The following is a 13,450-nucleotide window of genomic DNA, read 5'->3' as shown; positions in this document are numbered from 1 at the left end:
ACCCGCTGATCGGCTTCATGACCTGGGAGGGTTATAACTACGAGGACGCGGTTCTTCTCTCCGAGCGCCTGGTCCAGAACGATGTGTTCACCTCGATTCACATTGAGGAGTACGAGTGCGCATCGCGCGACACGAAGCTCGGCGCGGAGGAAATCACGCGGGATGTCCCGGGTGTCGGCGACGACGCGCTTCGGGATCTCGATGACAACGGCATCATCCGCATCGGCGCGGAGGTTCGCGCCGGAGACATTCTGGTCGGCAAGGTGACGCCGAAGGGCGAGACCGAACTCACGGCGGAGGAGAGACTGCTCCGCGCAATCTTCGGCGAGAAGGCCAGAGAGGTCCGCGACACCTCGCTCAAGGTGCCGCACGGCGCCTACGGCACGGTCGTGGAGGCGCGTGTCTTTACGAGAGAGAACGGCGATGAGCTCTCTCCGGGCGTGAACCAGAATGTCCGCATTTATATCGCACAGAAGAGAAAGATTTCGGTCGGCGACAAAATGGCAGGCCGACACGGCAACAAGGGTGTTGTGTCGCGCGTGCTTCCGGTCGAGGATATGCCCTTCCTGCCGAACGGCCGTCCGCTCGACATTGTGCTGAATCCGCTCGGCGTGCCGTCGCGTATGAACATCGGACAGGTCAAGGAGATTCACTTCTCGCTCGCTGCCAAGGTGCTCGGCTTCAACGTGAGCTCCCCGGTCTTTGACGGCGCGGACGAGAACGACATCATGGATATGCTTGAGATGGCAAACGACTACGCAAACGGCAGCTTCGAGGACTTCAAGGCGAAGTACGGCGAAGTGCTGCGCCCGGAGGTCATGCAGTATCTCGAGGAACACCTCGATCACCGCGAGGAGTGGAAGGGTGTGCCGATTCAGCGAAACGGTAAGGTACAGCTCCGCGATGGCCGCACCGGCGAGCCGTTTGAGGGCGAGACCACGATCGGTTTCATGCATTACTTAAAGCTTCACCATCTGGTAGACGATAAGATTCACGCGCGTTCCACCGGTCCCTACGCAATGGTTACGCAGCAGCCGCTCGGCGGCAAGGCGCAGTTCGGCGGCCAGCGTTTCGGAGAGATGGAGGTCTGGGCGCTCGAGGCATACGGCGCAGCTTATACGCTGCAGGAGATTCTGACCTTCAAGTCGGACGATGTCGTGGGCCGTGTCAAGACCTACGAGGCCATCATCAAGGGACAGAACATTCCGCAGGCAGGCGTGCCGGAGTCCTTCAAGGTGCTGCTCCGAGAGTTGCAGGCGCTGGGACTCGATGTGCGCGTGCTTCGCGAGAACGGCGAAGAGGTAGAACTGAAGGAAAATGTCGACGAGGAAAATGTGAGCATGCGCTCCATTCTCGAGGGCGATTCCAGACGCTACCGCGACGAGGACAACTTTGCGGGCGCGGGCTATTCGACGCAGGAGTTCCAGGACGGCGAACTTGTGAACGTCGGAGAAGAAGCGACGGAAGATGACACACAGGGAGAAGCGTAAGTGTCAGATCACTTCGCGGTTTCAAGAGAAGGAGGCTGTACTGAATGCCCGAAACAACAACAGGTTACGAGCCGATTACGTTTGACGCCATTCGCATTGGGCTTGCGTCCCCGGAGAAGATTCTGGAGTGGTCGCACGGCGAGGTCAAAAAGCCGGAGACAATCAACTACAGAACGCTGAAGCCCGAGAAAGACGGACTGTTCTGCGAGCGCATTTTCGGACCGAGCAAGGACTGGGAGTGCCACTGCGGAAAATATAAGAAAATTCGTTACAAAGGTGTGATTTGCGACCGCTGCGGTGTCGAGGTGACCAAAGCCTCGGTCCGCAGAGAGCGCATGGGTCACATTTCGCTTGCGGCACCCGTGTCGCATATCTGGTACTTTAAGGGCATCCCGAGCCGCATGGGACTTATTCTGGATCTCTCTCCGCGTATTCTGGAGAAGATTCTCTACTTTGCCTCCTATGTGGTGCTCGACGGCGGCGACACCCCGCTCTCGTATAAGCAGATTCTCTCCGAAAAGGAGTACCGCGAGGCGGAGGAGCAGTACGGCGACAATGCGTTCCGCGCGGGTATGGGCGCGGAGGCGGTGCTCGAGCTCTTAAAGAACATTGACCTCGAGAAGGAATCCGAGGAGATGCAGGCAGAACTTGAGACAGCTTCGGGTCAGAAACGCGCCAAGCTCATCAAGCGCCTCGAGGTCGTGGAGTCGTTCCGGAAGTCCGGCAACCGCCCGGAGTGGATGATACTCACGGTGGTTCCGGTCATTCCGCCGGACATCCGCCCGATGGTGCAGCTCGACGGCGGTCGTTTTGCGACGAGCGATTTAAACGACCTCTACCGCCGCATCATCAACCGCAACAACCGCCTCGCGCGCCTCTTGACCCTCGGTGCACCGGACATCATTGTCCGCAATGAGAAGCGCATGTTGCAGGAGGCGGTCGATGCTCTGATCGATAACGGCAGAAGAGGCCGTCCGGTCACGGGACCCGGCAACCGCGCTTTAAAGTCCCTCTCCGACATGTTGAAGGGTAAGCAGGGACGTTTCCGTCAGAACCTGCTCGGCAAGCGTGTCGACTACTCCGGCCGTTCGGTTATCGTGGTCGGCCCGGAATTAAAGATTTACCAGTGCGGTCTCCCGAAGGAGATGGCAATCGAGCTCTTCAAGCCCTTCGTCATGAAGGAACTTGTCGAGAACGGCGCGGCGCACAACGTGAAGAGCGCAAAGAAGATGGTAGAGCGCATGGAGACCGCGGTCTGGGATGTCCTCGAGGATGTCATCAAAGAGCACCCGGTCATGTTAAACCGCGCACCTACGCTGCACCGCCTCGGCATCCAGGCCTTCGAGCCGATTCTGGTCGAGGGCAAGGCAATCAAGCTTCATCCGCTCGTCTGTACCGCATTTAACGCGGACTTCGACGGTGACCAGATGGCAGTCCACCTGCCGCTCTCGGTCGAGGCGCAGTCCGAGTGCCGTTTCCTCATGCTCTCGCCGAACAACCTCCTGAAGCCTTCGGACGGCGGCCCGGTCGCAGTTCCGTCGCAGGATATGGTGCTCGGCATCTACTACCTGACGCAGCAGCGCGACGGCGCAAAGGGCGAGGGAATGTTCTTCAAGAGCCCGAACGAGGCGCTGCTCGCATACGCGAACCACGAGATTACGCTCCAGACCAAGATTAAGGTCCGCTTCACGAAGAAGATGCCGGACGGCACCGTGCTCTCGGAAGTGCAGGACAGCTCGGCCGGACGCATTCTCTTCAACGAAATCATCCCGCAGGATCTCGGCTTTGTGGATCGCTCGAAGCCGGAGAATGCGCTGAAGCCCGAGATTGACTTCCTCGTCAAGAAGAAGCAGTGCAAGCAGATTCTCGAGAAGGTCATCAATGTGCACGGCCTCTCCCGCACGGCGGAAGTGCTCGACGACATCAAGGCGATCGGCTACAAGTATTCGACGATTGCCGGTATGACGGTTTCGATTTCCGACATGACGGTTCCGGCGACGAAGAAGGAACTCATCGCGAAAGCACAGGCGCGCGTGGAGGAAATCAGCAAGAACTTCCGCCGCGGTCTCACGACCGATGAGGGCCGCTACAAAGAGGTCATCAAGACCTGGCAGGAGACGGATAAGCAGCTCACCAAGGACCTGCTCGAAGGTCTCGACCAGTACAACAACATCTTCATGATGGCGGACTCCGGTGCCCGCGGTTCCGATAAGCAGATCAAGCAGCTCGCCGGTATGCGAGGCCTGATGGCAGATACGACCGGTCACGCAATCGAACTTCCGATCACGAGTAACTTCCGTGAGGGTCTCGACGTTCTGGAGTACTTCATCTCCGCACACGGCGCCCGCAAGGGACTTTCGGATACGGCTCTCCGTACGGCAGACTCGGGTTACCTGACCAGACGTCTGGTCGATGTCTCACAGGACCTCATTGTCCGCGAAGTGGACTGCTCCGAGGGCAAGGAAATCCCGAACATGGAGATCAAGGCGTTCATGGACGGCAAGGAGACCATTGAGGGTCTGCAGGACAGAATCACCGGACGCTACATCGCCGAGGACATTGTGGATCCGGACACCGGCGAAATCGTGGTCAAGGCAAACCGCATGGTCACGCCGAAGCGCGCCGAGGCTGTGATGTGCGTCCTCGAGAAGACCGGCAGAACTTCGGTCAAGATTCGCACGATTCTCACCTGCAAGTGCATGAACGGTATCTGCGCGAAGTGCTACGGCGCCAACATGGCGACCGGTCAGGCGGTGCAGGTCGGCGAGGCGGTCGGTATCATCGCGGCGCAGTCGATCGGTGAGCCCGGTACGCAGCTTACCATGAGAACCTTCCATACGGGCGGTGTCGCAGGCGGCGATATCACCCAGGGTCTTCCGCGTGTCGAGGAGCTTTTCGAGGCGAGAAAGCCGAAGGGTCTCGCAATCATCGCCGAGATTCCGGGCGTGGTCGAGTTCCGCGATACGAAGAAGAAGCGCGAGATTATCGTCACGAATCCGGAGGACGGCAACTCGAAGACCTACCTGATTCCGTACAGCTCCCACATTGTGGTTTCGGACGGCCAGAGACTCGAGGCCGGCGACGAGCTGACGAGCGGTTCCTTAAACCCGCACGATGTCCTGAAGATCAAGGGCGTTCGCGCCGTGCAGGACTACATGCTCCGCGAAGTGCAGCGCGTGTACCGCTTACAGGGTGTTGAAATCAACGACAAGCACATCGAGGTCATTGTCCGCCAGATGCTGAAGAAGATTCACGTCGAGGATGCGGGCGATGCCGGTATCCTGCCGGGCATCAATATGGATGTGCTCGAATTTAACGCGATGAACGAGAAGCTTATTGCCGAGGGCAAGACCCCGGCCGAGGGCAAGCAGATCATGCTCGGTATCACGAAGGCTTCGCTCGCGACCGACTCCTTCTTCTCCGCAGCTTCGTTCCAGGAAACCACGAAGGTGCTGACCGAGGCGGCCATCAGTGGCAAGACCGATCACCTGATCGGCCTCAAGGAGAATGTCATCATCGGCAAGCTGATTCCGGCGGGTACCGGCATGCGCCGCTACCGCAACGTGAAGCTCGACACCGATGTGCCGGAGAGCGAGGCGGTCGAGGAGATTTCGGACGACGATCCGGCAGTGCTCGACATCCGCGACGAGATCGATGAGGTACTCCCCGAAGAGGAGACGCGCGACGCCGTGGAGCGCGCGGTCGAAGAGCTTGCGGACGACGGCGCGGATGCCTGAGTCTGCTTGACAAACAAATAAATACAGCGTATATTGATATGGCGTGCCCTATGGACATGCCATATCTTTATGTCCGGGAAACGCAAAAAACTGCAGGAACGCAACCGCAGAACACTATCACAAGGAGGAAACAGAAGAATGCCTACATTCAACCAGTTAGTCAAAAAAGGCAGAGAAACTTCCGAGCGCAAGCCCAAGGCTCCGGCGCTTCTCAGAAGCTTCAACTCGCTTCACAAGAAGCCGATTGCCGACAACTGCCCGCAGAAGAGAGGCGTGTGCACCGCCGTCAAGACGGCGACCCCGAAGAAGCCGAACTCCGCGCTGAGAAAGATCGCGAGAGTCCGTCTCTCGAACGGCGTTGAGGTGACGAGCTACATCCCGGGCGAGGGCCACAATCTCCAGGAGCACAGCGTTGTGCTGATCCGCGGCGGAAGAGTCAAGGACCTGCCCGGTACCCGTTACCACATTATCCGTGGAACGCTGGATACCGCAGGTGTCGCAAACCGCCAGCAGGCCCGCTCCAAGTACGGCGCTAAGCGTCCGAAGGCGAAGAAGTAATCTTACGCCACAGAACCAGGCGATCATAGACTCATAAGTGCACGATTGTGATATGTGCTGCAGGTTGCAGGAAATAAATCAGAATCCGCACGAACAACCTAATGGGATGAGTACCGATGATCTAATTCACGGACGGGGATGGTGCCGTCCGCATAATTAAGGAGGGAAGTAACGTGCCACGCAAAGGACAGACAAGAAAGAGAACTGTTCCGGCAGATCCGGTTTACAACAACGCAGTTGTGACCAAACTGGTCAACCAGATCATGCTGGATGGCAAGAAGGGCATCGCACAGAAGATTGTGTACGGTGCATTTGAACGCATTCGCGAGAAGACGGGCAAGGAGCCGGTCGAGGTCTTTGAGGCTGCCATGAACAACATCATGCCGGTGCTCGAGGTCAAGGCGAAGAGAATCGGCGGCGCAACCTACCAGGTGCCGATCGAGGTGAAGCCGGAGAGAAGACAGGCGCTTGCGCTTCGTTGGCTCACGAGTTTCTCCCGCGCGCGCGGCGAGAAGACGCAGGAAGAGCGTCTCGCGGCAGAGCTGATGGATGCTGCAAACAACACCGGCTCCGCAGTCAAGAGAAAAGAAGATATGCACAAGATGGCAGAGGCAAACAAGGCTTTTGCTCACTACAGATTTTAATTAGGAGGAGAGTCAGTGGCTGCAAGTAAAGAACGTCAGTACCCTCTCGAGAGGACCAGAAATATCGGAATCATGGCGCATATCGATGCCGGAAAAACGACACTGACCGAGCGCATCCTCTACTACACAGGCGTCAACTACAAGATCGGTGAGACCTACGAAGGTACCTCCACGATGGACTACATGGAGCAGGAGAGAGAGCGCGGCATTACGATTACGTCTGCCGCAACGACCTGCCATTGGACCCTGCAGGAGAGAAATCAGGTCAAGCCGGGTGCGAAGGAACACCGCATCAACATCATCGATACGCCCGGACACGTCGATTTCACGATCGAGGTTGAGAGATCGCTCCGCGTCCTGGACGGCGCTGTCGGTGTCTTCGACGCAAAGGGCGGTGTTGAGCCCCAGTCGGAGAACGTCTGGAGACAGGCGGATACCTACCACGTTCCGCGTATCGCCTTCATCAACAAGATGGATATCATGGGCGCGAACTTCTTCATGACGGTCGACCAGATTGAGCATCGTCTCGGCAAGAACCCGGTCTGCATTCAGTTGCCGATCGGCAAGGAGAACGATTTCAAGGGCATCATCGACCTCGTGGAGATGCAGGCTTATATCTACAACGGCAACAAGGGCGACGACATCTCGATTACCGACATTCCGGAAGAGCTGAAGGACGAGGCGAATGAGTGGCACCAGAAGATGGTGGAGCAGATCTGCGACCTCGACGAGGAGCTCATGGAGAAGTACCTCGAGGGCGAGGAGCCGTCGATCGAGGAGCTGAAGAGAGTGCTCCGCAAGGGCACCTGCGAGAACAACGCTGTTCCGGTCTGCTGCGGATCCGCACACTTCAACAAGGGCATTCAGAAGCTCCTTGACGCTGTCATCGAGTATATGCCCTCCCCGCTGGACATCCCGGCTATCAAGGGCTGGACGCTGGACGGCGAGGAAGACGAGCGTAAGGCTTCCGATGAGGAGCCGTTCTCCGCACTCGCATTCAAGATTATTTCCGACCCGTTCGTCGGCCGTCTCGCATTCTTCCGTGTCTACTCGGGCACGCTGAACACCGGTTCCTACGTCCTCAACTCCTCGAAGGAGAAGAAGGAGCGCGTGGGCCGTATTCTGCAGATGCACGCAGACAAGAGAATGGAGCTCGAGAAAGTGTTCTCCGGCGACATCGCCGCTGCGGTCGGCTTCAAGGCAACTTCGACCGGTGATACGATCTGCGACGAGCAGCATCCGATCATCCTCGAGTCCCTGGAGATTCCGAAGCCGGTTATCGACATCGCAATCGAGCCGAAGACCAAGGCCGGTCAGACCAAGATGATCGACGCGCTGCAGAAGCTTGCGGAGGAGGATCCGACCTTCCACGCGACGACCAACGCGGAGACCGGTCAGACCATCATCTCCGGAATGGGCGAGTTGCACCTTGAGATCATTGTCGACCGTCTGCTTCGCGAGTACAACGTCGAGGCAAATGTCGGTGCGCCGCAGGTTGCATACAAGGAGACCTTCACCAAGCCGGTGGATGTCGAGTCCAAGTATGTCAAGCAGTCCGGCGGTAAGGGCCAGTACGGTCATTGTAAAGTTAAGTTCGAGCCGATGGACGCAAACGCAGAGAAGACCTACGAGTTTGTCAACGCCGTGACCGGCGGTGCAATCCCGAAGGAGTTCATTGCCCCGATCGACGAAGGTATCCAGGAGGCTGCGAAGAGCGGTATTCTCGGCGGCTATCCGGTGCTCGGTGTCAAGGCGACTGTCTACGACGGTTCCTACCACGAGGTCGACTCCTCGGAGATGGCCTTCCACATCGCAGGCTCGCTGGCATTCAAGGATGCCATGCAGAAGGGCGGCGCTGTGCTGCTTGAGCCGATCATGAAGGTCGAGGTCACAATCCCGGAGGATTACATGGGCTTCGTCGTCGGCGACATCAACTCCCGTCGCGGTCGCGTCGAGGGCTTTGAGGATATCTCCGGCGGCAAGATGATTAAGGCATTCGTTCCGCTTTCCGAGATGTTCGGTTATTCGACCGATCTTCGTTCCGGTACGCAGGGCCGCGGTAACTACTCGATGTTCTTCGAGAAGTACGAGCAGGTTCCGAAGAACATTGCGGACAAGATTCTCTCGGACAAGAAGTGAGCGGGTATTGATTAAATTCCCCGCATAAGCTATAATTCAAACTAGTATATTTTGATAATCTGAGATTATATTTCGGATTTCACCAAGGAGGAAATTTTCAATGGCTAAGGCTAAATTTGACAGAACCAAGCCCCACTGCAACATCGGCACCATCGGCCACGTTGACCACGGCAAAACCACTCTGACTGCGGCAATCACGAAGGTTCTCGCAACCAGACTGCCCTCCGACACGAACAAGATCGTCGACTTCGAGAACATCGATAAGGCACCGGAGGAGAGAGAGCGTGGTATCACGATCAACACCGCCCATGTCGAGTACGAGACCAAGGCTCGTCACTACGCACATGTCGACTGCCCCGGACACGCTGACTATGTCAAGAACATGATCACCGGCGCAGCACAGATGGACGGCGCTATCCTCGTCGTTGCTGCAACCGACGGTGTTATGGCGCAGACCCGTGAGCACATCCTGCTCGCTCGTCAGGTTAACGTTCCGTACATCGTTGTCTTCATGAACAAGTGCGACATGGTCGACGATGAGGAGCTCCTTGACCTCGTCGAGATGGAGATCAGAGAGCTGCTGAACGACTACGGCTTCCCGGGCGATGATGTCCCGATCATTCGCGGTTCCGCTCTGAAGGCGCTTGAGGATCCGAATGGCCCGTGGGGCGACAAGATCATGGACCTCATGAACGCTGTCGATGAGGCAATTCCGGAGCCGGAGCACGAGAACGACAAGCCGTTCCTGATGCCGGTCGAGGATGTCTTCACGATTACCGGTCGTGGTACCGTTGCTACCGGTCGTGTGGAGAGAGGTACCATCAAGCTCAACGACGAAGTCGAGCTCATCGGTATCAAGGAAGAGGGCAGAAAGACTGTCGTTACCGGTATCGAGATGTTCAGAAAGCTCCTTGACTACGCTGAGGCAGGCGACAATGTTGGTCTCCTTCTTCGCGGTGTCAACAGAGAGGACATCCTTCGCGGCCAGGTTCTGGCTAAGCCGGGTACGGTTACCTGCCACACCAAGTTCACGGCTCAGGTTTACGTCCTGAAAAAGGAAGAGGGTGGCCGTCACACGCCGTTCTTCAACAACTACCGTCCGCAGTTCTACTTCAGAACCACGGACGTGACCGGTGTTTGCGTTCTTCCGGAAGGCACCGAGATGTGCATGCCGGGCGACAACATTGAGATGACGGTTGAGCTGATTCACCCGATCGCTATGGAGCAGGGTCTCCGCTTCGCTATCCGCGAGGGCGGCAGAACCGTCGGTTCCGGCAGAGTCGTTAAGATCATCGAGTAATCAGATCTAATTTAAATGAACATCGCCATGCGGCGATTACGATCCTACGGTGAAGAGGCCGGGAGCGAAAGCTCTCGGCCTCTTCGTTTTTTGTTCAACCGTTGACGCAACAAGCCGTTTGCCGTATGATAAAACCATAGAGTGGTACTAAAATGAGGTGTGAAATGCCGACAAAAGAGAAGTTACTGCGAAAGCTGTTTCAGAAAAGATTGCCGAGAAATTTCACCAAGCAGGACTTGAGTGCATTGATGGCACAGTGCGGATGCCGCAAGGGGCAGGGAGGAAGAGGCTCCGGAATTCGCTTTTTCCATGAAGCCAGTGGAAGAATTTTGGCGTTTGATGAACCGCATCCGGAAAATGAGTTGTACCCGTATCAGCTTAAATGAGTGCGGCGATTTCTTCGAGAAATCGGAGAGTACAGAGAGGATAAAACAAATGATGGAGTATAAGGGCTATCACGCAGAAATCAAGTATTCGGATGAAGATAGATTATTTGTGGGACAAGTAGTTGGAGTGAGTGATACGCTGGCGTTTCACGGTGCTTCCGTAAGCGAACTGGAGCAAATGTTTCACCAATCGATTGACAACTATCTGGAGCTTTGCAGAGAATTTGGGAAGGTACCCGAGAGAGAATACAAGGGAAAATTTAATGTACGGATTCCGGCAGCCTTGCATAGAACTGCAGTACTTTGCGCAAAACAGAGGGAGATGTCTTTGAATGACTTTGTGACGCGCGCCCTGGAAGCGGCGTGTGCGAAGCTCACGGTCGAAGCTTAAAAGCGCTTGTATAAAACGAAAAAAGGCGTATAATGTTCCTTATATAATTTAGCGCGTTAAAGCGAAAAAGTAAGTGAGAAACAGGGGGATGTGGGGATGAGCCCGATTGTTGCAATCATAGAGGGTATGACAAAGTTTTTGTGGGGCGACTTGCTGCGGATTCCGCTGCCGGGCGGCAGTTCGATCGGGCTCTCGCTCATGGTGTTGCTGCTGATTCCGGCGGGTATTTTCTACACGATACGGACGCGTATTTTGCCGCTCCGCCTGTTTCCGGAGATGATTTCCGTGCTGCTGGAAAAGCAGGAGGGCAGGGACGCGGCCGATCCCGCGAGCGGACGGCTTTCAGGCATGCAGGCACTCATTGTCTCGACCGCGACCCGCGTCGGCATGGGCAATCTGGTCGGCGTGGTCGCAGCCATCTCGGCGGGCGGCGCAGGCGCTGTCTTCTGGATGTGGGTCACCGCAATCATCGGCGCTTCGACCGCCTTTGTCGAGGCGACGCTCGCCCAGCTCTACAAGAAAAAGGATCCGCTCTACGGCGGTTACTGGGGCGGTCCGGCGTACTATATCCACGACTTTTTCTTGAAGCGCCGCATCCGGGAGGGCGCGCGCTCCGAGGCAGAGATCGAAGCCCAGACCGAGTTCCGCGGCAAGCGAAATCTCGTCTCGATTCTCTTTGCAATTTCCGCTTTGATTTGCTGGGGCGGTATCAGCCAGGTCATCGGCAATTCGGTCTCCTCGGCCTTTGAGAATGCCTTCCGCATTCCGCCGCTCTATTCGACCGTTGTGCTGGTCGCGATTGCGGCCGTGATTGTGCTTCGGAAGCACGCGACTGCCAAGGTGCTGGATCTGATTGTCCCCTTCATGGCGGGCATCTATTTTGCAATGACAGTCTTTGTGATTGTGCGGAACATAGGCCTCCTGCCCTCGGTCTTTGGGCGCATTTTCTCGGAGGCGTTCGGCCTCCGGCAGATGGTCGCAGGCGGTTTCGGTGCGGTGCTGATGAACGGCGTGAAGCGCGGTCTCTTCTCAAATGAGGCGGGCAGCGGTTCCGCGCCCTGCGCGGCGGCGGCGGCGGATGCGAATCATCCGGTCAAGATGGGGCTCTTTCAGGCGGCGGGCGTGTTCATTGACACCCTGGTCATCTGCTCCTGCACGGCCTTCCTCATGCTGCTGGCGCCCCAGGATAAACTTGCGAATCTCAGTGGTATGGACCTGCTCCAGACTGCGATGCAGTATCACTTCGGGCGCTTCGGCGTCTTCTTCATCGCGCTGGTGCTCTGGCTCTTCAGTTTCTCGACCTTCCTCGGGATACTGTTTTACGCGCACAGCAACATTGCCTACCTCTTCGGCGCGAACTGGGGCTCGCAGTTCGGCTATAAGATTTTTGCCCTCGTCATGCTCTTTGTGGGAGGTCTCGCGCAGTATTCCGTGGTATGGGATCTCGGCGATGTGGGCATAGGCCTCATGACCATCTTTAACCTGATTGTGATGTACCCGCTCAGCAAAGATGCAATCACCGCACTGAAGGACTATGAGCGCGGCATGAAGCGCAGAAGAAGACCCTGAGGTGGCAGGCCGAAAGGGCAAAGAGCAGCGGTTTCCGGTGGGAAAGTGTGACAGTCTGTGCTATACTGCTCTGTGGTGTCCATGAGACAAAACAGAGAACAGTAAGGGGGAATCGGTATGAATGCACAGATGATGACTGTCATCGTCACAGCGGTCTGCGCCGTCCTGGCGATTGGACAGATTCTGTTGATCAAAGTGGCCAATGAGAAAGGGTGGAGCATCCGCATCCGTCCGCTTAACATTCTGGCCTGCATCATTGTCGTGGTGCTCGGCGTATATTCGCTGGTCACCGGAAATTATTTGTTGAAATAAGGATTTGTGATTTGAGAAAGTGCCTCACCCGGCGAATACCGGGCGGGGCGCTTTTTGTCAGACAGATTCACAAAAGCGTAAGAGAGCTGTAATTGATTAAATCCCGCTAATTGCTACAATAAAGATACAAGTTTAATTCCAAGGGATGTAACTTCGATAAAGACAAGGAACAAAGTTAAAAAGCTAACAAATGATAAGATAGGGGCGGAGAAGAAACGAAAGTAAAAGGAGGTAGGAGGAATACGCTGCGGATAACGGATGAGCGCTTTGCTTATAAGCGGGATTTGGAGCAGGATAGAGAGAACGGAAAAAATAAGGACAGTCACAGGGAGGTGTAAAATGGACGGAAGGAAAGCACAAACGATAGAGAAACTTGCAGATGGGATTTTGAGCTTATCGGTTGCCTTAAGGGCACTGACTGCGGTAAAAGTACTTCCGACTGTTTCGGAGAGCTTTCAGATATGGTGCATCCTCATTTTTAATAGTGTAATCGGGCTGGGATGGCTCCTGGGCTCTGCGCGAATGTGGAAAAAGGTAGTTGCTGTTTTGCTTCTGCTGCTTTGTGTACTCGGACTGCTTGTGAACAGAGCATTTCTTTTTTGATGGGGAGAAAAGCAATGACGGATGAAAAATTGACGCGTAGCCTGACGAAGGTCTCGCGCATGCTTGCCCTTTTCTTACTTTTGTTTGCGATTGAGGATGCTTTTGTGTTGAAGTATGGCTTGGTGAGGTACGGAGGGCCATACTCCGCTGTATATCTGGGGCTTTTCGCGCTGAGCGGCTTTCTTGGAAAGACAGACTGGTGGCAGAAGGTGCTAAGCGCAGTGTTGCTGGTGTTTCTCTGCCTGGAGCTTGCGGGATTTCGGTTTTGATTAAACTTATTTGTGCACAGGGTATCAAAGAGAGAGGGAAGCGGCTATCGCC

The 13,450-nt window shown here is 56.0% G+C and carries 12 protein-coding genes; all 12 read left to right on the top strand.

Annotated elements, in window-relative coordinates; translation table 11 throughout:
• The coding region (locus ACO4XG_RS01625) for a DNA-directed RNA polymerase subunit beta (RefSeq protein WP_485129635.1) at positions 1-1,490 on the top strand (1,490 nt) is incomplete at its 5' end.
• A gap of 44 nt (positions 1,491-1,534) precedes the next feature.
• Complete coding sequence (rpoC, locus tag ACO4XG_RS01620) at positions 1,535-5,227, top strand: DNA-directed RNA polymerase subunit beta' (RefSeq protein WP_308509248.1); 3,693 nt, start codon at positions 1,535-1,537, stop codon at positions 5,225-5,227.
• 138 nt (positions 5,228-5,365) lie between these two features.
• Positions 5,366-5,785, top strand: a complete 420-nt coding sequence (rpsL, locus tag ACO4XG_RS01615) for a 30S ribosomal protein S12 (RefSeq protein ID WP_009533027.1) — start codon at positions 5,366-5,368, stop codon at positions 5,783-5,785.
• A gap of 173 nt (positions 5,786-5,958) precedes the next feature.
• Complete coding sequence (gene rpsG / locus ACO4XG_RS01610; RefSeq protein WP_009533028.1) at positions 5,959-6,429, top strand: 30S ribosomal protein S7; 471 nt, start codon at positions 5,959-5,961, stop codon at positions 6,427-6,429.
• A gap of 15 nt (positions 6,430-6,444) precedes the next feature.
• Positions 6,445-8,568 carry an elongation factor G gene (gene fusA / locus ACO4XG_RS01605; protein ID WP_308509249.1) on the top strand — a complete coding sequence of 708 codons (2,124 nt, stop codon included), beginning with the start codon at positions 6,445-6,447 and terminating at the stop codon, positions 8,566-8,568.
• Between the two features lie 100 nt (positions 8,569-8,668).
• Positions 8,669-9,868 (top strand): elongation factor Tu, encoded by a 1,200-nt coding sequence (tuf, locus tag ACO4XG_RS01600; RefSeq protein WP_308509250.1) that lies wholly within the window; start codon positions 8,669-8,671, stop codon positions 9,866-9,868.
• A gap of 164 nt (positions 9,869-10,032) precedes the next feature.
• Positions 10,033-10,254, top strand: coding sequence for an RNA-binding protein (locus ACO4XG_RS01595; protein WP_308509251.1), 222 nt, complete (start codon positions 10,033-10,035; stop codon positions 10,252-10,254).
• Positions 10,255-10,303: 49 nt separating this feature from the next.
• Positions 10,304-10,645, top strand: a complete 342-nt coding sequence (locus tag ACO4XG_RS01590) for a type II toxin-antitoxin system HicB family antitoxin (protein WP_308509252.1) — start codon at positions 10,304-10,306, stop codon at positions 10,643-10,645.
• A gap of 96 nt (positions 10,646-10,741) precedes the next feature.
• Positions 10,742-12,214 (top strand): alanine/glycine:cation symporter family protein, encoded by a 1,473-nt coding sequence (locus tag ACO4XG_RS01585; protein ID WP_308509253.1) that lies wholly within the window; start codon positions 10,742-10,744, stop codon positions 12,212-12,214.
• A gap of 117 nt (positions 12,215-12,331) precedes the next feature.
• Positions 12,332-12,526, top strand: coding sequence for a hypothetical protein (locus tag ACO4XG_RS01580; RefSeq protein WP_308509254.1), 195 nt, complete (start codon positions 12,332-12,334; stop codon positions 12,524-12,526).
• Positions 12,527-12,865: 339 nt separating this feature from the next.
• Positions 12,866-13,129, top strand: coding sequence for a hypothetical protein (locus ACO4XG_RS01575; protein ID WP_308509255.1), 264 nt, complete (start codon positions 12,866-12,868; stop codon positions 13,127-13,129).
• A gap of 14 nt (positions 13,130-13,143) precedes the next feature.
• On the top strand, positions 13,144-13,398 hold the full coding sequence (locus ACO4XG_RS01570; protein WP_304946065.1) for a hypothetical protein: 255 nt from the start codon (positions 13,144-13,146) through the stop codon (positions 13,396-13,398).
• Positions 13,399-13,450 lie beyond the last annotated feature (52 nt).

This window comes from Stomatobaculum sp., from assembly GCF_057248925.1.
Note: the sequence above shows the minus strand (reverse complement) of the source record. Positions and strands in the feature narration are given on the sequence as shown.

Coding starts and splice junctions, on each gene's coding strand:
- rpoC (WP_308509248.1), top strand. CDS start 1,535: ATGCCCGAAACAACAACAGGTTACGAGCCGATTACGTTTGACGCCATT.
- rpsL (WP_009533027.1), top strand. CDS start 5,366: ATGCCTACATTCAACCAGTTAGTCAAAAAAGGCAGAGAAACTTCCGAG.
- tuf (WP_308509250.1), top strand. CDS start 8,669: ATGGCTAAGGCTAAATTTGACAGAACCAAGCCCCACTGCAACATCGGC.
- ACO4XG_RS01595 (WP_308509251.1), top strand. CDS start 10,033: ATGCCGACAAAAGAGAAGTTACTGCGAAAGCTGTTTCAGAAAAGATTG.
- ACO4XG_RS01590 (WP_308509252.1), top strand. CDS start 10,304: ATGATGGAGTATAAGGGCTATCACGCAGAAATCAAGTATTCGGATGAA.
- ACO4XG_RS01585 (WP_308509253.1), top strand. CDS start 10,742: ATGAGCCCGATTGTTGCAATCATAGAGGGTATGACAAAGTTTTTGTGG.
- ACO4XG_RS01580 (WP_308509254.1), top strand. CDS start 12,332: ATGAATGCACAGATGATGACTGTCATCGTCACAGCGGTCTGCGCCGTC.
- ACO4XG_RS01575 (WP_308509255.1), top strand. CDS start 12,866: ATGGACGGAAGGAAAGCACAAACGATAGAGAAACTTGCAGATGGGATT.
- ACO4XG_RS01570 (WP_304946065.1), top strand. CDS start 13,144: ATGACGGATGAAAAATTGACGCGTAGCCTGACGAAGGTCTCGCGCATG.